At 70.6% G+C, this 18,578-nt stretch carries 18 protein-coding genes; 14 read left to right on the forward strand and 4 right to left on the reverse strand.

Features of this window, described 5'->3' with window-relative positions:
• Window positions 1-12 precede the first annotated feature (12 nt).
• From M0M48_RS28215 to M0M48_RS28245, 7 genes are all read left to right on the forward strand, one after another.
• The gene (locus M0M48_RS28215) at window positions 13-768 is read left to right on the forward strand and encodes an NADH-quinone oxidoreductase subunit J (RefSeq protein ID WP_374587314.1); all 756 of its coding nucleotides are present in this window, start codon (window positions 13-15) and stop codon (window positions 766-768) included.
• Entirely contained in the window at window positions 761-1,054 is a 294-nt protein-coding gene (gene nuoK, locus M0M48_RS28220) for an NADH-quinone oxidoreductase subunit NuoK (RefSeq protein WP_028657221.1), read from the forward strand. Before M0M48_RS28215 ends, nuoK begins: the two co-directional genes overlap by 8 nt.
• A 64-nt stretch (window positions 1,055-1,118) precedes the next feature.
• Complete coding sequence (gene nuoL / locus M0M48_RS28225) at window positions 1,119-3,014, forward strand: NADH-quinone oxidoreductase subunit L (RefSeq protein WP_215813907.1); 1,896 nt, start codon at window positions 1,119-1,121, stop codon at window positions 3,012-3,014.
• Window positions 3,011-4,543 carry an NADH-quinone oxidoreductase subunit M gene (locus tag M0M48_RS28230; RefSeq protein ID WP_257753673.1) on the forward strand — a complete coding sequence of 511 codons (1,533 nt, stop codon included), beginning with the start codon at window positions 3,011-3,013 and terminating at the stop codon, window positions 4,541-4,543. The genes nuoL and M0M48_RS28230 overlap by 4 nt, the downstream gene beginning before the upstream one ends.
• Window positions 4,543-6,144 (forward strand): NADH-quinone oxidoreductase subunit NuoN, encoded by a 1,602-nt coding sequence (gene nuoN, locus M0M48_RS28235; protein WP_257753674.1) that lies wholly within the window; start codon window positions 4,543-4,545, stop codon window positions 6,142-6,144. The genes M0M48_RS28230 and nuoN overlap by 1 nt, the downstream gene beginning before the upstream one ends.
• Window positions 6,141-7,163 (forward strand): polyprenyl synthetase family protein, encoded by a 1,023-nt coding sequence (locus M0M48_RS28240; protein WP_257753675.1) that lies wholly within the window; start codon window positions 6,141-6,143, stop codon window positions 7,161-7,163. The genes nuoN and M0M48_RS28240 overlap by 4 nt, the downstream gene beginning before the upstream one ends.
• A gap of 101 nt (window positions 7,164-7,264) precedes the next feature.
• Window positions 7,265-7,777, forward strand: coding sequence for a flavin reductase family protein (locus M0M48_RS28245; RefSeq protein WP_215813562.1), 513 nt, complete (start codon window positions 7,265-7,267; stop codon window positions 7,775-7,777).
• Window positions 7,778-7,854: 77 nt separating this feature from the next.
• On the opposite strand, the gene rarD is transcribed toward M0M48_RS28245, so the two are convergent.
• Complete coding sequence (gene rarD / locus M0M48_RS28250; protein WP_257753676.1) at window positions 7,855-8,763, reverse strand: EamA family transporter RarD; 909 nt, start codon at window positions 8,761-8,763, stop codon at window positions 7,855-7,857.
• Window positions 8,764-8,862: 99 nt separating this feature from the next.
• On the opposite strand from rarD, the gene M0M48_RS28255 reads away from it, so the two are divergent.
• Window positions 8,863-9,267, forward strand: a complete 405-nt coding sequence (locus tag M0M48_RS28255) for a hypothetical protein (protein ID WP_215813560.1) — start codon at window positions 8,863-8,865, stop codon at window positions 9,265-9,267.
• Between the two features lie 73 nt (window positions 9,268-9,340).
• Here M0M48_RS28255 and M0M48_RS28260 read toward each other — a convergent pair whose 3' ends face one another.
• Together M0M48_RS28260 and M0M48_RS28265 are read right to left on the reverse strand one after the other, a co-directional pair.
• A complete protein-coding gene (locus tag M0M48_RS28260; protein ID WP_257753677.1) occupies window positions 9,341-10,444 on the reverse strand; it encodes a 2-oxoacid:ferredoxin oxidoreductase subunit beta in 1,104 nt (367 codons plus the stop codon).
• Window positions 10,441-12,381, reverse strand: a complete 1,941-nt coding sequence (locus M0M48_RS28265) for a 2-oxoacid:acceptor oxidoreductase subunit alpha (RefSeq protein WP_215813558.1) — start codon at window positions 12,379-12,381, stop codon at window positions 10,441-10,443. Before M0M48_RS28265 ends, M0M48_RS28260 begins: the two co-directional genes overlap by 4 nt.
• A gap of 354 nt (window positions 12,382-12,735) precedes the next feature.
• Between M0M48_RS28265 and M0M48_RS28270 the strand changes: the two genes are divergently transcribed.
• The 5 genes from M0M48_RS28270 (at window position 12,736) to M0M48_RS28290 (ending at window position 17,021) form a co-directional block, all read left to right on the forward strand.
• Window positions 12,736-13,764: an extracellular solute-binding protein gene (locus M0M48_RS28270; RefSeq protein WP_257753678.1), complete on the forward strand. Its 1,029-nt coding sequence runs from the start codon at window positions 12,736-12,738 to the stop codon at window positions 13,762-13,764.
• Window positions 13,761-14,609: a sulfate ABC transporter permease subunit CysT gene (gene cysT, locus M0M48_RS28275; protein ID WP_257753679.1), complete on the forward strand. Its 849-nt coding sequence runs from the start codon at window positions 13,761-13,763 to the stop codon at window positions 14,607-14,609. Before M0M48_RS28270 ends, cysT begins: the two co-directional genes overlap by 4 nt.
• Window positions 14,602-15,450, forward strand: a complete 849-nt coding sequence (locus tag M0M48_RS28280; protein WP_257753680.1) for a sulfate ABC transporter permease — start codon at window positions 14,602-14,604, stop codon at window positions 15,448-15,450. The genes cysT and M0M48_RS28280 overlap by 8 nt, the downstream gene beginning before the upstream one ends.
• The gene (locus M0M48_RS28285) at window positions 15,447-16,430 is read left to right on the forward strand and encodes a sulfate/molybdate ABC transporter ATP-binding protein (RefSeq protein ID WP_215813555.1); all 984 of its coding nucleotides are present in this window, start codon (window positions 15,447-15,449) and stop codon (window positions 16,428-16,430) included. Before M0M48_RS28280 ends, M0M48_RS28285 begins: the two co-directional genes overlap by 4 nt.
• Window positions 16,431-16,568: 138 nt before the next feature.
• Window positions 16,569-17,021 carry a hypothetical protein gene (locus M0M48_RS28290; RefSeq protein ID WP_215813554.1) on the forward strand — a complete coding sequence of 151 codons (453 nt, stop codon included), beginning with the start codon at window positions 16,569-16,571 and terminating at the stop codon, window positions 17,019-17,021.
• Here M0M48_RS28290 and M0M48_RS28295 read toward each other — a convergent pair.
• Complete coding sequence (locus M0M48_RS28295; protein ID WP_257753681.1) at window positions 16,975-17,460, reverse strand: SRPBCC domain-containing protein; 486 nt, start codon at window positions 17,458-17,460, stop codon at window positions 16,975-16,977. The genes M0M48_RS28290 and M0M48_RS28295 overlap by 47 nt on opposite strands.
• 29 nt (window positions 17,461-17,489) lie before the next feature.
• Between M0M48_RS28295 and M0M48_RS28300 the strand changes: the two genes are divergently transcribed.
• A complete protein-coding gene (locus M0M48_RS28300) occupies window positions 17,490-18,524 on the forward strand; it encodes a maleylacetate reductase (protein ID WP_257753682.1) in 1,035 nt (344 codons plus the stop codon).
• The last annotated feature ends 54 nt before the right edge of the window (window positions 18,525-18,578 follow it).

Raw genomic sequence — 18,578 nt, forward strand, 5'->3', positions numbered from 1 at the left:
CTCGCGCCGATCATGGTGGTCGCCGCGCTGGGCCTGCTGTTCGTCCGCAAGGCCGTGCACGCCGCGCTGCTGCTGGCGGTCGTGATGATCGGCCTCGCGGTGCTCTACGCCGTGCTCGAGGCGCCGTTCCTCTTCGCGGTCCAGATCATCGTCTACACCGGCGCGATCCTGATGCTCTTCCTGTTCGTGCTCATGCTGGTCGGCGTCGACGCCTCCGACTCGCTGGTCGAGACGATCAAGGGCCAGCGCGCGCTCGCCTGGTTCGTCGGCCTGGTGTTCGTAGTGACGCTCGTCGTCGCGCTCACCCAGCTGACCTTCACCAGCTCCGCAGGGCTCGACGAGGCCAACCGGGGCGGCAACGTCCAGGCGCTCGCCGACCTGCTCTTCTCGCGCTACGTCTTCATCTTCGAGGCCACCAGCGCCCTGCTCATCACCGCCGCGGTCGGCGCGATGGTCCTGGCCCACCGCGAGCGGCTCACCCCCCGCAAGACCCAGGCCGACCTGGCCGCCGAGCGGATCCGGGCCTACGGCGAGACCGGTGCCCACCTCGGTCCACTGCCTCCGCCGGGCGTCTACGCCCGCCACAACGCGGTCGACACCCCGGCGTTGCTGCCCGACGGCAGCCCGGCGCCGGCGTCGGTCTCGCGGGTGCTCGCGGCCCGCGGCACCATGCAGGCGACCGGCCTGACCGACATCGAGGCGATCAAGTCGCAGCTCGGCGTCGACGAGGCCGACAGCGACGAGGCCAAGGAGGAGTCCGATGACTGAGTACGTCGTCCTGAGCGCCATCCTCTTCACGATCGGCTCGATCGGGGTGCTCACCCGCCGCAACGCGATCGTGGTGTTCATGTGCGTCGAGCTCATGCTCAACGCCTGCAACCTCGCCTTCGTCGCGTTCGCCCGCCAGCACGGCAACCTCGACGGCCAGGTCGCGGCGTTCTTCGTCATGGTCGTCGCCGCAGCCGAGGTGGTGGTCGGCCTCGCGATCATCATGACCATCTTCCGGACTCGTCGCTCGGCCTCGGTCGACGACGCGAGCCTGCTGAAGTTCTGAGAGGTCCTGGCCAGTGAACGCACTCTCCGCGCTGTCCCTCGCGGCCACCGAGACCCATGTCCCGGTGGTCGCTCCGACCGATGCGAGCGGTCCCTTCAACCTGCTCTGGCTGATCATCGCGCTGCCGCTGCTCGGCGCCGCGGTGCTGCTGCTCGGCGGCCGTCGTACCGACAAGTGGGGTCACCTGCTCGGTACGGCGACGTCCGCAGGGTCGTTCGTGCTCAGCCTGGTGCTCTTCGTCAACCTGCTCGGGCGCGACGAGGGTGAGCGCCAGATCAGCCAGCACCTCTACGACTGGATCCAGGCCGGTGGCCTCGACGTCGGGCTCGACCTGCTCTACGACCCGCTGTCGGCGCTCTTCCTGCTGCTGATCACCGGCGTGGGCTCGCTGATCCACGTCTACTCGATCGGCTACATGGCGCACGACCCGCGCCGGCGCAGGTTCTTCGCCTACCTGAACCTGTTCGTCGCGGCGATGCTCATGCTGATCCTCTCCGAGAACTACGTCGGTCTCTTCCTCGGCTGGGAGGGCGTCGGCCTCGCGTCGTACCTCCTCATCGGCTTCTGGCAGCACAAGCCCTCGGCGGCCGCGGCGGCCAAGAAGGCGTTCGTCATCAACCGGGTCGGCGACATGGGCCTGGGCCTGGCGATCTTCCTGATGTTCGTCACCTTCGGCACGACCAGCTTCAGCGGCATCAGCGAGCTGAGCGGCGGCGCCACCGAGACGACGCTCAACTGGGTCGGTGTCCTGCTGCTCATCGGCGCCTGCGGCAAGTCCGCCCAGGTCCCTCTCCAGGCCTGGCTCCTGGACGCCATGGAGGGCCCGACCCCGGTCTCCGCGCTCATCCACGCGGCGACCATGGTCACCGCCGGCGTCTACCTCGTCACCCGCTCCAACTTCATCTTCGAGCTCGCCCCGACCGCCCAGACGGTCGTGGTGATCGTGGCGACGGTGACGCTCCTGTGGGGCGCGATCATCGGGTGCGCCAAGGACGACATCAAGAAGGGCCTGGCCGGCTCCACGATGAGCCAGATCGGCTACATGATGCTCGGCGCCGGTCTCGGCGTCGCGGGCTACGCCTTCGCGATCTTCCACCTGCTGACCCACGGCTTCTTCAAGGCCAACATGTTCCTCGGGGCCGGCTCGGTGATGCACGCGATGGACGACGACGTCGACATGCGCCACTACGGCGCGCTGCAGAAGGCGCTGCCCATCACGTTCGCGACGTTCGCGCTCGGCTTCCTGGCGATCATCGGCATCCCGCCGTTCGCGGGCTTCTGGTCCAAGGACAAGATCATCGAGGTCGCGCTCACCGAGAACCCGATCGTGGGCATCTGCGCGCTCCTCGGCGCGGGCATCACCGGCTTCTACATGACCCGGATGATGCTGATGACCTTCTTCACCAAGAAGCGCTGGGACAAGGGCGTCCACCCCCACGAGAGCCCGCTGACGATGACCATCCCGCTGATGGTCCTCGCCGCGCTGTCGGCCCTCGGCGGCCTGATGCTCGCCGGCAACTGGATCGTCGACTGGCTCAGCCCGGTCGTCGGCCACGCCGAGCACGCCGAGCCCCCGCTGCCGGTCATCGTGCTGACGCTCATCACGGTCGCCGTGGTGCTCGTCGGTGTGGCCCTGGCCTGGTTCCTGGTCGGGCAGCGCGACGTACCGCGCACCGCGCCGGCCGACGTCTCGTTCGCCACCCGCGCCGCTCGTGCCGACCTCTACGGCGACGCGATCAACGACACGCTCGTGGTCGCGCCCGGCAAGGCCGGCGTCCGCAGCCTCGTGGCCGGCGACCGGACGCTCGTCGACGGACTCTTCACCGGCGGCGCCACCGTGCTCGCCGGCACCGGTGAGCTGCTGCGCCGGCTCCAGAACGGCTACGTGCGGTCCTACGCGCTCGGCATCCTCGGCGGCGCCGTTGTCCTCGTCCTGACCCTGGTGGCGGTGAACCTGTGAACGACTTCCCGATCCTCAGCCTGCTCGTCTGGCTCCCGATCGCGGGTGCGGTGGCGGTCGCGCTGCTGCCGCGCCACCTGGTCAAGGTCACCGGCCTCGGCGTCGCGCTCGCGACCCTCGTCATCGGTGTGGTCGTCGCGGCCTCCTACAAGCTCGACGGCGGCATGCAGCTGCGCGAGGAGCACGAGTGGATCGAGGCCTTCGGCGTCCACTACGCGTTCGGGGTCGACGGCCTGGCCCTGCTGCTGGTGCTGCTGACGGTCCTGCTCGTCCCGCTGGTGCTGGGTGCCGAGTGGTTCAAGGCGGACGCCGAGGGCAGCGCCGGTGCGCGCGCCTTCTTCGCCTGGACGCTGGCGCTCGAGGGCCTCTCGCTCGCGGTCTTCTGCGCGACCGACGTCTTCCTGTTCTACGTCGTGTTCGAGGCGACGCTGATCCCCGCCTACTTCCTGGTCGGCGGCTTCGGCCGCGCGGGCCGGGGCGGGGCGGCGCTCAAGTTCCTCATGTTCCAGCTGGCCGGCGGCCTGATCCTGCTCGCCTCCGTGATCGGCCTCTACGTCGTCTCGGCCCAGCAGGGCACGCCGTCGTACCTGCTCGCGGACCTGCAGCAGCTCGACATCGCGACCGGCCCGGGGCGCTGGCTGTTCTTCGGCTTCTTCATCGCGTTCGCGATCAAGGCGCCGCTGTTCCCGCTGCACACCTGGCTCGCGGACACCACCGAGAAGGCCACGCCCGGCACCGGCGTGCTGCTCGTGTGCATCCTCGACAAGATCGGCACGTTCGGGATGATGCGCTTCTGCCTCGGGATCTTCCCCGAGGCGTCCCAGTGGGCGACGCCGCTGGTGATCACCCTCGCGCTCATCTCGATCGTCTACGGCGCGCTCGTCGCGATCGGCCAGGACGACGTCTTCCGGCTCATCGGTCTGACCTCGCTGAGCCACTTCGGCCTGATCACGCTCGGCATCTTCACGATGACCACCCAGGGCAACTCCGGCGCGATCCTCTACATGGTCAACCACGGCCTCGGCACGGCCGCGCTCTTCCTGGTCGCGGGCTACCTCGCCGAGCGCCGCGGCACCCCGCTCATCAGCCGGATGGGCGGTATCGAGAAGGTCACCCCGGTGCTCGCCGGGCTCTTCCTCGTCGCCGGCCTGGCCACGCTCGGCCTGCCCGGGCTCTCGCCGTTCATCAGCGAGTTCCTGGTGCTGATGAGCGCCTTCCAGTACGCCTGGTACGTCGGCGCGATCGCGATCACCGCCGTCGTCCTCGCTGCGATCTACGTGCTGTGGATGTACCAGCGCACGATGACCGGACCGACCCCGCCCGAGGTCGAGGGCACCAAGGACCTCGGCGTGCGCGAGATCGCCGCGGTCGCCCCGCTGATGGTGGCGCTGGTCTTCTTCGGGTTCTACCCGGCGCCGCTGCTCGACGTGAGCAACCCGATGGTGGGCGACCTGATGGACCAGGTCGGCGTCCATGATCCGGCGCCCACGGTCCAGCATGCCGACAACGAGACCGAGGAGGCGCACTGATGGAGTTCGTGAAGCCCGAGCTCGAGTACGTCGAGCTGCTGCCGCTCCTCATCGTCCTCGGCGGCGCCTGCGTGGGCGTGGCGATCGAGGCGTTCGTGCCGCGCGGCCTGCGCCGGCTGCCCCAGATCGTGCTCGCCGCGCTCGTCGTCGTGGGCGCCCTGGTGACCACGGTGCTCGTCGGCGCCAACCTCGAGGAGCACACCGGCGCGGCCGGTGCGACCGGGCGCGGCCTGGTCGGCGCGATGGGCAGCATCGTGGTCGACGGCCCGACGATCTACCTCTGGGCGCTGATCCTGGTCTTCGCCCTCGGCGGCGTCGCGCTCTTCGCCGAGCAGCGGCTCGAGGGCGGCGTGTCCGCCTTCACCGGCCAGGCGGCGGCGCTGCCCGGCACCGAGGGGGAGCGCGAGGCGTCCACCCGCGGCCTCGACCACACCGAGGTCTACCCGCTGCTGCTGTTCGCGGTCGGCGGCATGCTGATGTTCCCGGCCTCCGGCGACCTGCTGACCATGTTCGTGGCGCTCGAGATCCTCTCGCTGCCGCTCTACCTGCTCTGCGGCCTGGCCCGGCGCCGGCGCCTCTTGAGCCAGGAGGCGGCGATGAAGTACTTCCTCCTCGGCGCCTTCGCCTCCGGCTTCTTCCTCTACGGCGCCGCGCTGGTCTACGGCTACGCCGGCTCGGTGACCTTCGCCGGCATCAACGAGGCGGTCCGCGCGGGCGCGGACAACCACGTCCTGCTGCTGGCCGGCATCGGCCTGCTCGCGGTCGGCCTGCTCTTCAAGGTCGGCGCCGCGCCCTTCCAGGCCTGGACCCCGGACGTCTACCAGGGCGCCCCGACCGCGGTCACCGCGTTCATGGCGGCCGGTACCAAGGTCGCCGCGTTCGGCGCCCTGCTCCGCCTCATGTACGTCGCCTTCGGCGGCGAGCGCTGGAGCTGGCAGCCGATGCTCTGGGTGATCGCGATCGCCTCGATGGTCCTCGGCGCGGTCCTGGCCATCGTCCAGAGCGACGTCAAGCGGATGCTCGCCTACTCCTCGGTGGCCCACACCGGCTTCCTGCTCGTCGGCGTGCTCGGCGTGCAGAGCGCGGGCGAGCTGGCCGACGGCCAGTACACCTCGCTCGAGGGCGTGCTCTTCTACCTGACCACCTACGGCTTCGCGATGATCGGCGCCTTCGCCATCGTCACGCTCGTGCGCGACGCGGGCGGCGAGGCGACGGCGTACGACCGCTGGGCCGGGCTGGGCCGGACCTCCCCGCTGGTGGCCGGCGCCTTCGCCTTCTTCCTGCTCTCGATGGCGGGCATCCCGCTCACCGCGGGCTTCATCGGCAAGTGGGCGGTCTTCACCTCGGCCATGTCCGCGGGGGCCTGGCCGGTGGTCCTGGTGGCCATCGCGTGCAGCATCGTGGCGATCACGTTCTACGTGCGCCACATCCGGCTGATGTTCTTCACCGACCCCCACCCGGACGGCGCGGGCACGGTCACCCGGTCCTCGCTGCTGACCTCCGGGACGATCGTGGTGTGCCTCGTGGCGACTCTCACACTCGGCATCCTGCCGGGGCCGGTTCTCGATCTGGTCACCAGTGCGGGAGACTTCATCAGGTGACCTCCGCTGCGCGTCCCGCCGACCTGGCCCTGCCGATCGACGACCCCGCCCTCGCCGACCGGCTGAGGGTGCGGATGGCGACCGTCGAGGAAGCGCTCTACGGCCATGCGGCCAGCCGCACGACGTACGTCACCGAGGCGGCGCGCCACCTCCTGGCCGCGGGCGGCAAGCGCTTCCGTCCACTGCTCGTGCTGCTCGCCGCCGAGGCCGGCCCGCGGCCCGAGGCGCCCGAGGTGCTCACCGCGGCCTGCGTCGTCGAGATCACCCACGTGGGCTCGCTCTACCACGACGACGTCATGGACGAGGCCGCGCTGCGTCGCGGCGAGGACTCGGCCAACGCGCGCTACGACAACCTGGTCGCGATCCTGACCGGTGACTTCCTGTTCGCCAAGTCCTCCGAGCTGACCGCCGAGCTCGGTCCCGAGGCGGTCAAGATCCAGGCCGAGACGTTCACCCGGCTCGTCGAGGGCCAGATCCTCGAGACCGTGAAGCCCGGCCCCGGCGAGGACGCGCTGGCCCACTACCTCGACGTGGTGGCCGGCAAGACCGGCTCGCTCATCGCCACCTCGGCCCACTACGGCGCCCGCTTCTCCGGCGCCGCGCCCGAGGTCGTCGAGGCGCTCACCGCCTACGGCGAGCTCGTCGGCACCGCCTTCCAGCTCTCCGACGACATCCTCGACATCGCCTCCGAGACCGAGGAGTCCGGCAAGACCCCGGGCACCGACCTCAAGGAGGGCGTCCCGACCCTCCCCGTGCTCATGGCCCGCGCCTCGACCGACCCGGCCGACGCCCGCCTCCTCGAGCTGCTCGACCCCGAGCGCACCGACCTCGCCGCCGACGGCGAGCTCCACGCCGAGGCGCTCGACCTGCTCCGCAAGCACCCGGCCATGGCCGAGGCGCAGGCCTACGTCGTCGCCCGGGCCCAGGAGGCCAAGCAGCTGCTCGAGGCGCTGCCGGCGGGCGCCGTACGGTCGGCGCTCGAGGCGTTCGCCGACGTGGTCGCCGTCCGCTCGGCCTGAGCCGCCTCATCCAGCGTGACAGGCCCCGCCTGTCACGGGCTCGGCCGAACCGAGCCGCTCCGCCCTCGTGAAATCCTACTAGTCCGGTTAACTTTGTTGTCATGACCGTGTTGGCGACGAATCAGGACCTCGATCCGGCAGCCCTGCGCCAGGCCTTCGGGGTGTTCCCGACCGGCGTCGTCGCTCTCGCCGCCGAGGTCGACGGACGCCCGGTGGGGCTGGCCGCGAGCTCCTTCACCTCGGTGAGCCTCGACCCGCCGCTGGTCTCGGTGTCGGTGGCGACCTCGTCCAAGACCTGGCCGGACCTGCGCCGCGCCGAGCAGTACGGCGTCACGGTCCTCGCCGACCACCACGACGCCGTCTGCCGCCAGCTCTCCGGACCCGTCGAGGCGCGCTTCGACGGCGTCCGGCTCAGCGTGGGGGAGGGCGGCGCCCTCACCCTCGACGAGGGCCTGGTCCGGTTCACCTGCAGCCTCTACCGCGAGGTCGAGGCCGGCGACCACGTGCTCGTCCTACTGCGCGTGCGCGCGGTCGAGCACGGCGCCCAGCACGACGCCGCCCACCCGCTGGTGTTCCACCGCAGCGGGTTCGGCCGGCTCGAGCGACCCGCCTAGGGTCGCCCCCGATCGCCTCGTACGGCGGTGGCGTGCACCCCGCCGCCGTCGTACGGGGCCTTCCAGCGCGGCCCTGCCTAGAGCGCCGCGCACTCCGCGGCCAGCGCGAGCTGGCGCCGGTGGTGGCGCAGCGCCTCGGCGGTGAAGATCGCCAGCGCCAGCCAGACCAGCGCGAAGCCCACCCAGCGTCCCGGCGGCATGTGCTCGCCGAGCAGGGTCACGCCGAGCGCGAACTGCAGCGTCGGGGTGAGGTACTGCAGCAGCCCCAGCGTCGTCATCGAGACCCGGGTCGCGGCAGCGCCGAAGCACAGCAGCGGGACGGCCGTCACCACGCCGCTCGCCACCAGCAGCGCCACGTGCCCGGCCCCCTCGCCCAGGAAGTGCCCCTCGCCCGCCGCCCCCAGCCACACCAGGTAGCCCAGCGCGAACGGCGCGATCACCGCGGTCTCGAAGGTCAGGCTCTCGATGGCCCCGACGTCCGCCGACTTCTTGGCCAGCCCGTAGGTGCCGAACGAGAACGCCAGCACGAGCGCGATCACCGGCGGCCGCCCGTAGTCGACGGTCAGCACCACGACCGCGACGAACCCGATCGTCAGCGCCACCCACTGCGGCCGGCGCAGCCGCTCGCCGAGCACGAGCACCCCGAGCAGCACCGTGACCAGCGGGTTGATGAAGTAGCCGAGCGACGTCTCGACCACGCGGTCGCTGTTGACGCCGTAGATGTAGGTGCCCCAGTTGATCGTGATGGTGACGGCGGCGACCCCCAGCAGCGCCGCCGTACGACGCTCGCGCAGGACCGCGCGCAGGGCCGCCGTACGGCGTAGGGCGAGGAGGAGGACGCCCATCACCAGCAGCGACCAGACGATCCGGTGGGCGAGGATCTCGACCGGTCCGGACGGGTCGAGCAGCGGCCAGTAGAGCGGGAAGGCCCCCCAGATCAGGTAGGCCGAGAACCCGAGGAGGAGCCCGCGTCGCTGGTCGGGCACGTGCCGACCTTACGACGCCCCAGGTTTCGGGACGCGTGCGGTGGGCACGAAACCTCTAGTCCACCTGCACCATCCCAATCTCGAGGGGGAGTTCCACCCATGCGCATCACTCGCATCATCACCGCCTTCGTCGCGGCGTTCACCGCGGCCATGCTCGGTCTGACGATGGCGCCCAGCCAGGCCGCGACCGGCGTGGCCGACCGCGCCGCCGCCGCGCCGAAGCACCAGGTCGCCAACCTCCAGGCAGGCGAGATCCGCAACACGGGTCGGTTCTACGCCAAGGGCAACGCGGTGACCTACAAGGGCAAGAAGATCATCCTGCAGCGCAAGAACAAGGGCGCCCACAAGTGGACCGTCGCGCAGAAGCAGCGGACCAACGCCACCACGGGCAAGTTCAAGTTCAAGTTCCGTGGCAAGTGCGGCAGCAAGTGGCGCCTGGTCCTCAAGCCGAGCGGCGGCTACGCGAAGACCAACGTCACCCTCGGCAAGATCATCTGCTACTGATCCTCGCCTGAGCACGACGACGAGGGGCCCCGCCGGATCGGCGGGGCCCTTCGTGCGTGCGGGTGCGGGACCGTCAGTCGATCGTCCAGGTGTCGCCGCCGTTGATGAGCGCGGCGAGCCGGTCCTCGGGGGTGCCCTGGACCTTGGCGGCCGCGTCGGCGACCTGGGCGCGCGCCTGGTCGTCGTACGTCGGGCGGTCGACCTGGCGGAAGATGCCGATCGGGCTGCGGTTGAGGTAGCCCGCGTCGGTCAGCCGGGAGATCGCGAACGCCGTCGACGGGTCCGGGTCGTGGGCGTCGTGGACGAGGATGGCGTCGGCGGGCACGGAGGCCGTGTCGGCGACCTCGACGCCGCCGGCGGCGCGGACCAGGGCCTTGTCGCCCAGGCCGGTGGTCTCGTCGCGGGTGCCGAAGGTGATCGGCTCGCCGTGGACCAGCGGGATGATCGCGTGGGCTTTGGTGTCGTTGTCCTTGATCGCGTCGAACGCCCCGTCGTTGAAGATCGGGCAGTTCTGGTAGATCTCGACGAGCGAGGTGCCGCGGTGGGCGGCGGCCGCGGCGAGGACGCCGGTGAGGTGCTTGCGGTCGGAGTCGATGGTGCGCGCGACGAACGACGCCTCGGCGCCGAGCGCGAGCGAGACCGGGTTGAACGGGTGGTCGATCGAGCCCACGGGGGTGGACTTGGTGACCTTGCCGGTCTCGGAGGTGGGGGAGTACTGACCCTTGGTGAGGCCGTAGATCCGGTTGTTGAACAGCAGGATCGTCATGTTCACGTTGCGGCGCAGCGCGTGGATGAGGTGGTTGCCGCCGATGGACAGCGCGTCGCCGTCGCCGGTGACGACCCAGACCGAGAGGTCCTCGCGGGCGGTGGCGATGCCGGTCGCGATCGACGGCGCGCGGCCGTGGATCGAGTGCATGCCGTAGGTGTCGAGGTAGTACGGGAAGCGGCTGGAGCAGCCGATGCCCGAGACGAACACGATGTTCTCGCGGCGCAGGCCCAGGTCGGGCAGGAAGGACTGGACGGCCTTGAGGACGGCGTAGTCACCGCAGCCGGGGCACCAGCGCACCTCCTGGTCGCTGGAGAAGTCCTTGCCGGTCTGGGTCTCACCCTCGCCGAGCGAGGGCACCAGCTCGGTGCCGGAGCGCAGGGACGGGTTTCCGAGGTCGATGGTCGTCATCGGGCCGGAGCCTCCTCGTGGTCAGCAGGGGCGTTGGTTCCGTGTTCGCCGAGGTCGACGTCGCGACCCTCGGCCTGGCCGACCAGCGCGCCGACGGCCTCGGCCAGCTCGGCGGCCTTGAGCGGGAGGCCGTAGACGTGGTTGTAGCCGATCGCGTCGACGAGGTACTCCGCGCGCAGCAGGCGGGAGAGCTGGCCGAGGTTCATCTCGGGGACCAGCACCTTGTCGTAGCGCTTGAGGATCTCGCCGAGGTCCTTCGGGAACGGGTTGAGGTGGCGCAGGTGGACCTGGGCGACGTTGTAGCCGGCCCGGCGGACCCGGCGGCACGCGGCGCCGATCGGGCCGTACGTCGAGCCCCAGCCGATGACGAGGACCTTGGCCTCGCCCGACGGGTCGTCGACCTCGAGCGGCGGCAGGGAGTCGGCGATGCGCTGCACCTTCTCCTGGCGGATCCGGACCATCTTGTCGTGGTTGGCCGGGTCGTAGGAGATGTTGCCGTGGCCCTCGCCCTTCTCGAGACCGCCGATGCGGTGCTCGAGGCCGGCGGTGCCGGGGATCGCCCAGGGGCGGGCCAGCGTCTCCTCGTCGCGCAGGTAGGGCCAGAACTCGTCGTCGTGGTTGAGCTCGGTGGCGAAGTTCGCGTCGATCTTGGGCAGCTCGTCGATCGAGGGGATCTCCCAGGGCTCGGAGCCGTTGGCCAGGTAGCCGTCGGAGAGCAGGAAGACCGGCGTGCGGTAGGTGATCGCGATCCGGGCGGCCTCGACGGCCGCGGCGAAGCAGTCGCCGGGCGACTGCGGCGCGACGATCGGGACGGGCGCCTCGCCGTTGCGGCCGTACATGGCCTGGAGCAGGTCGGCCTGCTCGGTCTTGGTGGGTAGACCGGTCGAGGGGCCGCCGCGCTGGACGTTGACGACCAGGAGCGGCAGCTCGGTCATCACGGCCAGGCCGATCGCCTCGGACTTGAGCGCGATGCCCGGGCCCGAGGTGGTGGTGACGGCGAGCTGGCCGGCGAAGGCGGCGCCGATCGCGGCACCGATGCCGGCGATCTCGTCCTCGGCCTGGAGCGTGGTGACGCCGAAGCCCTTGTGCTTGCTCAGCTCGTGGAGGATGTCGGAGGCCGGGGTGATCGGGTAGGAGCCCAGGAACACCGGCAGCTCTGAGCGGACGCCGGCGGCGACGAGACCGTAGGACAGAGCCAGGTTGCCGGTGATGTTGCGGTAGGTGCCCGCGCGCATCTTGGCCGGCTTGATCTCGTACTGGACGACGAAGGTCTCGGTCGTCTCGCCGTAGTTCCAGCCGGCCTTGAAGGCGGCGAGGTTGGCGCCGAGGATGTCGGCGACCTTGGCGAACTTCTTCTCGAGGAAGGCGACCGTCGGCTCGGTCGGGCGGCCGTACATCCACGACAGCAGGCCGAGCGCGAACATGTTCTTGGCGCGGGCGGCGTCCTTGCGGGAGAGGCCGAACTCCTTGACCGCCTCGACGGTGATGCCGGTCAGGTCGACGGGCTGGACCTGGAAGCCGGCCAGGATGTCGTCGACCTCGCCCAGCTTGTCGAGCGGGTTCGAGGTGTAGCCGGCCTTGTCGAGGTTGCGCTTGGTGAAGTCGTGGGTGTCCACGATGATCGTCGCGCCCTTGGGCAGGTCGCCCAGGTTGGCCTTGAGGGCCGCCGGGTTCATCGCCACCAGTACGTCGGGCCGGTCGCCCGCGGTGAGGATGTCGTGGTCGGCGAAGTGGATCTGGAACGACGAGACGCCCGGGATGGTGCCCTGGGGCGCCCGGATCTCGGCGGGGAAGTTGGGCAGCGTCACCAGGTCGTTGCCGAAGACGGCCGACTCCTGGGTGAACCGGTCACCGGTCAGCTGCATGCCGTCACCGGAGTCCCCGGCGAACCGGATGATCACCCGGTCCAGCTGCTTGACCTGCTTGGTCTGGCTCACACCTGCTCCACTTCTCTCGACTACGCGTCGGCCGCGTCAATGACGGCAGCGACAGGTGCAGCGAGTCTAGAGCCAATCTAGAACACGTTCCACTTTTGGTGGACACCTGTCCAGTTCGCGCCTGGCCGCCCGGTCGGCGCGGCCTCACCACGATAGTCCGCCCGCGTGCGCGGACGGAGGCGGTGCCGCCAGATGGGCACCGCGGAGGCCCCGGGAGCCCTGTGGGCTCGGTCACCTCTCCTCGTCGATTTGTCTAACGAGCAGGTTCAGTAACTCACTAATGTGTATTGTTTCGATCTGATTTGAATGGTTCCCGGCACCCGAGACGCCGGGCCGAAGCAAGGAATGGGTGCGATGAAGCGATCGATCAAGGCCGTTGCCGTGGGGCTCGTGGGCGTGCTGGCGTTCGGCGCCTGCAGCTCCGCCGCCGGTGGCAAGGACGACGGAAAGACCATCAACATCGTCGGGTTCGCCGTCCCGGAGGCCGCCAACAAGGCCGCCGCGACGGAGTTCGAGAAGACCGACGCCGGCAAGGACGTCACGTTCTCCGGCTCCTACGGCGCCTCCGGCGACCAGAGCCGCAAGGTCGCGGACACCAAGGGCAAGGACGTCGACTACGTCGTCTTCTCCCTGGAGCCCGACATGACGCGCCTGGTCGACGCCGGCCTCGTCGCCGACGACTGGAACGCGGGCCCGAACAAGGGCATCGTCTCGCAGTCGGTCGCCGTCATCGCGGTGCAGAAGGGCAACCCCCTCGGCATCAAGGACTGGAGCGACCTGACCCGCTCCGACGTCAAGATCGTGACCCCGGACCCGGCCAGCTCCGGCTCGGCCAAGTGGAACGTCCTCGCGCTCTACACCTACGCCAAGTCGCAGGGCGCCACCGAGAAGGAGGCTGACGCCTTCCTCGAGAAGGTCTTCAAGAACGTCACCACCTGGGCGGCCAGCGGCCGCGAGGCGACCGAGTCGTTCAAGAAGGGCGTCGGCAACGTGCTCCTCACCTACGAGAACGAGGCCATCCTCGCGAAGCAGAACGGTGAGAACCTCGACTACATCCTTCCCCAGCACTCGTTCCTGATCGAGAACCCGGGCGCCGTCCTCAAGGACTCCGACCCGGTCGCCAAGGACTGGCTGGACTTCATCCTCAGCGACAAGGGCCAGCTCGCCTTCGTGCAGAAGGGCTTCCGCCCGGTCGGTGACGTCGACATCTCCGGCGTGAGCGTCGAGGGGGCGAACGACCCGAGCAACCCGTTCCCGACCCCGTCCTCGCTCAGCACGGCCGAGGACCTCGGCGGCTGGTCGGCGATCAACGCCGAGTGGTTCGGCAAGGACGGCGCCAAGCTCCGCTTCGACAAGCTGTACGCCGAAGCGACCAAGCAGTGACGGACACACTCGTCGCACCCACTGGACCGGCGCGCCCGACGCGCCGGTCCAGTGGGCTGTTCCGCCTGACCCCGACCTCGGGGATCGGGCTGGGTGTCGCCCTCGTCTGGTTCAGCGTCCTGGTGCTGCTCCCGCTCGCGGCGGTGGTGGGGGCCGCCGCGGCCGGCGGCTGGGGTGCCTTCTGGAACACGCTGACCGACGCACAGACCTTCGCCGCGCTGCGCCTGACCGTCGTCGAGGCGGCGCTGGTGACCGTGGTCAACGCGGTGATCGGCACCGTCGTGGCGTGGGTGCTCGTCCGGGACCAGTTCTTCGGCAAGCGGATCCTGGACGTCGTAATCGACATCCCGTTCGCGCTGCCGACGATCGTCGCGGGCCTCGTCCTGCTCACGCTCTACGGCCCGGAGAGCCCGGTCGGCATCAACATCGTGAACACCCGTCAGGGCATCTTCCTGGCGCTGCTGTTCGTGACGCTGCCGTTCGTCGTCCGGACCGTGCAGCCGGTGCTCATCGAGCTCGACGCCGACGTCGAGGAGGCCGCCGCCTCGCTCGGCGCGTCCCGGTTCACCACGTTCCGGCGGATCATCCTGCCCAGCCTGGTGCCGGCGATCACGGCCGGCTCGTCCCTCGGCTTCGCGCGGGCGATCAGCGAGTTCGGCTCCCTGGTGCTCATCTCGGGCAACACGCCGTACCAGACCGAGGTCGCGTCGCTGAAGATCCTCAAGTTCATCGAGGGCGACAACCAGGCCGGCGCGGCGGCGGTCGCCGTCCTGCTGCTCCTGGTGGCGATCGTGACGATCGTCGTGCTCGACCTCGTGGCACGGAGGGTGGCGCGCCGTGGCTGACACCCGACAGATCCGGGCCCGCAAGGGGCCGGTGACCTACGCCCTGCGGTTCTTCGTCATCGCCTACCTCGCCGTGCTCGTCGTGTGGCCGCTGTGGGAGGTCACCTCGCGGACCTTCGCTCCCGTGGAGCGCGGTGCCGAGGGCGGCTTCAGCGCCTTCCTCGAGCGGCTCCAGGACCCGACCGTGACGTACGCGTTCAGCCTGACGGCGACCTGTGCCTTCTGGGCGGTGCTCATCAACACCGTCTTCGGCGTCGGCATCTCGCTGCTCCTGACCCGCTACAGCTTCCCGGGCCGGCGGATCCTCTCGGTCCTCGTCGACCTGCCGATGTCGGTCTCCCCGGTCGTCGTCGGTCTCGCGCTGGTGCTGGCCTACAGCAGCGGCCAGGGCTGGTTCGGCGGTGCGCTGGAGTCGGCAGGCATCTTCATCATCGGCTCGACGCCCGGCATGATCATGGCGACCGCGTTCGTCAGCCTGCCCCTGGTCATCCGAGAAGTCGTCCCGGTGCTCGAAGAGGTCGGCATCGACTCCGAGCTCGCCGCGAGCAGCCTCGGCGCCAACGGCTGGCAGATCTTCCGCCGGATCACGCTGCCCAGCATCAAGTGGGCCGTTGTGTACGGCGTCGTGCTCAGCCTGGCGCGTTCGCTCGGCGAGTTCGGCGCGGTCAAGATCGTCAGCCCCGGCGCGGCCCTGCGGGGCGAGACCGCCACCATCCTCATCCAGAACCGCTACACCAACTTCGAGGAGCCCACGGCGTACGCCGCCGCGTTCGTGCTCGTGCTGGCCTCCGTGCTGGCCCTCGTCGTTGTCTCCCTGATCCGCAAGGAGGATCACTCATGAGCATCGAAGTACGCGGTGTCGGCAAGCGCTACGGCGACTTCGTCGCCCTCGACGACATCAACGTGTCCCTGCCCACCGGTCAGCTGACCGCCCTCCTCGGCCCCAGCGGCGGCGGCAAGTCCACCCTGCTGCGCATCATCGCCGGCCTCGAGACCGCCGACTCCGGCTCGGTCGAGATCGAGGGCGTCGACGCCACGAAGCTGCCGCCCCAGAAGCGGAACGTCGGCTTCGTGTTCCAGCACTACGCCGTCTTCAAGCACATGACGGTCGCCAAGAACGTCGCGTTCGGCCTGGAGATCCGCAAGCGCCCCAAGGCCGAGGTCAAGGAGAAGGTCGCCGAGCTCCTCGAGCTCGTCCACCTCTCGCAGTTCGCCCACCGGCTGCCCTCGCAGCTCTCCGGCGGCCAGCGCCAGCGCCTCGCCCTGGCCCGGGCCCTCGCGGTGGAGCCCTCGGTGCTCCTCCTCGACGAGCCCTTCGGCGCGCTCGACGCCAAGGTCCGCAAGGAGCTGCGCGACTGGCTGCGCCGTCTCCACGACGACGTCCACGTGACCACCGTCTTCGTCACCCACGACCAGGAGGAGGCCCTCGAGGTCGCCGACGAGATCGTCGTCATCAACGAGGGCCGCATCGAGCAGATCGGCAGCCCCGACCAGCTCTACGACGAGCCGGCCAACGACTTCGTCATGGGCTTCCTCGGCGCCGTCACCCAGCTCGGCCCGCTCCGGCTCCGCCCGCACGACATCGAGGTCGCGGTCGAGCCCGGCGTGCCCGGCTCGGCGGCCGGCGTCGTGCAGCGCGCCCTGCGCGTGGGCTTCGAGGTGCGGCTGACCGTGGACGTCGAGGGGCAGTCCGAGCCGGCGCTCGTCGTCCTCTCGCGGGCGCACGCGCGGGCCCTGGACCTCGAGCTCGGCAGTCGGGTGTGGCTGAGCCCGACGACGGGCGCGGCGTCGGTGCCGTTCCTCGGCGGGGTCTCCGCCTAACGCACATGTAACTACGTGTTACGTCCGCTACCCGGGTGCTGTGGCACGTCACAGCGCCCGGGTAGGTGAACTAACACGTAGTTACATGAACGGCGCGCGCCTAGCGTCCCGCCTCCGGTCGCGCCCTAATCTGTTCGGGTGAGCTATCTCCGAGCGACCCGCGTGCTGTGCTGGCTGCTCGGGGTCGCGGTGCTGGTGTCGGTCGTCCACTACGTCGACAACTACGTCAACTACGACGACTACCCGGTGCCCGGCCCCGACGCAGCCGTGCCCGCGCCCTCGGCGACCCTGGTCGCGGTGGGGTGGTTCGTGTTCACCGCGTTCGGGGCGGTGGGCCTGCTGCTGTGGTTCCGGCGGCACATCACCTCGGCGGCGATCGCGCTCACCGGCTACTCGATCTCGGGCCTGATCGGGATCGGGCACTACCTCGCGCCGGGCGCGACCAGCATGGTCTGGTGGCGCCAGGCGCACGTGGTGACCGACATCCTGTGCGGGGCGGCGGTGTTCGGGTTCGCGCTCTGGGCGGCGAAGAACTCCGACGAGCTCATCCCGCCGGGGGCGAAGCCGCCTCCGCCTCCGCCCGCCGCTTGAGCCCCTCGGCGTGCCGGCGGAAGCCGTCCGCCACCCGCCCGGGCCCCGCGAGGGCGACGAGCGGGCCGCGGAACTCCTCCACCGTCGCGTACGTCGTGGGCCCGCCCGGCTCCTGGGTGAGCCGCTGGTGGCGCACCCCCCGGACCAGGCCCAGCCGGGCCGGCACGCCCTCGTAGACGTACGACATCAGCGCGGTCGTCGTACCGGTGGCGGGATCGGTGGTGGGCCCGTCGAGCGCGGTGATCCGCTCCGGCGAGCGGGTGCGCTTGCCGTTGGCCCACACGACGTGGAGCACGATCGGGTTGCCCACCGCGGCCGGTACGGCGGTCTCGGCGCGCTCGACGAAGGGGTTCCACTCGCCGTAGCGCGCGGTGTCGAGCATGACCGCCCAGACGGTCTGCAGGGGCGCGTCGATGCTGATCTCAGCCGCGGGGTTCATGGCGGCATCATGGCCGATACGGTCGGGTCATGGTGGTCGTCCACGAGACCTCGCCGTCCCGGGTGCTGCTCGGGGCGGGCGCCCGGCACGCCCTGCCCGACGAGCTCACCCGGTACGACGCGCAGCGCGTGCTGGTCGTCGCGACCCGCTCCGCAGCCCCCGCGGCCGACGAGCTGGCGGCCGCGCTGGGCGAGCGCGCGGTCGCCCGCTTCGACCGGCCGGTCGTGCACACCCCGGTCGCGGTGACCGAGGAGGCCCTGGCGCTCGTCGAGGCGTCCCGTGCCGACGCGGTGGTGACCATCGGCGGCGGCTCCGCGGTGGGACTCGGCAAGGCGCTCGTCGCCCGCACCGGCCTGCCCCACCTCACGATGCCCACCACCTACGCCGGCTCCGAGGTCACCCCCGTCCTCGGCGAGACGGAGGACGGCGTCAAGCGGACCCGGCGCGATGCCTCCCTGCTGCCGCGCACCGTCGTCTACGACGTCGACCTCACGCTCGCCCTGCCGGTCGGGCTCAGCCTGACCAGCGCCGTCAACGCGCTCGCCCACGCCGTCGAGGCGCTCTGGGCCGCGACCTCCACCGCGGTCAGCGACGCGCTGGCGACCGAGTCGGCGCGGCTGCTCCTCGACGCCCTGCCGCAGGTGCTCGCCGAGCCCGGCGACCGCCCCGCACGCGCGGCGCTCCAGCAGGGAGCGTGGCTCGCCGGCACCTGCCTGGCCACGGTCCCGATGGGCCTGCACCACCAGCTCGCGCACGCCCTCGGCGGCACCTTCGACCTGCCGCACGCGCCGTTGCACACCCTGCTGCTGGCGCACGTGGTGCGGCACAACCTGCCGTTCGCACCGGCCGCGGCCGAACGGCTCACCGCGATCACCGGGGGCGACCCGGCGGCGGCGATCGCCGCCCTCGCCGCGTCGTACGACGGCCCGCGCCGGCTGCGCGACCTCGGCGTCCCCGCCGACGGCCTGGCCGCGGTCGCGGACCGGGTGGCGGCGGCGCCGTACCCGAACGCGGGGCCGGTTGACGCCCCTGCGGTGCTCGCGCTCCTGCGCGCTGCATGGTGACTTTTACGTAGTCCCTACGGAAGCGCCCGCGCCCCCGTTCCCCCGATGCTGGCA

This window comes from Pimelobacter simplex (assembly GCF_024662235.1).
Lineage (GTDB): Bacteria > Actinomycetota > Actinomycetes > Propionibacteriales > Nocardioidaceae > Nocardioides.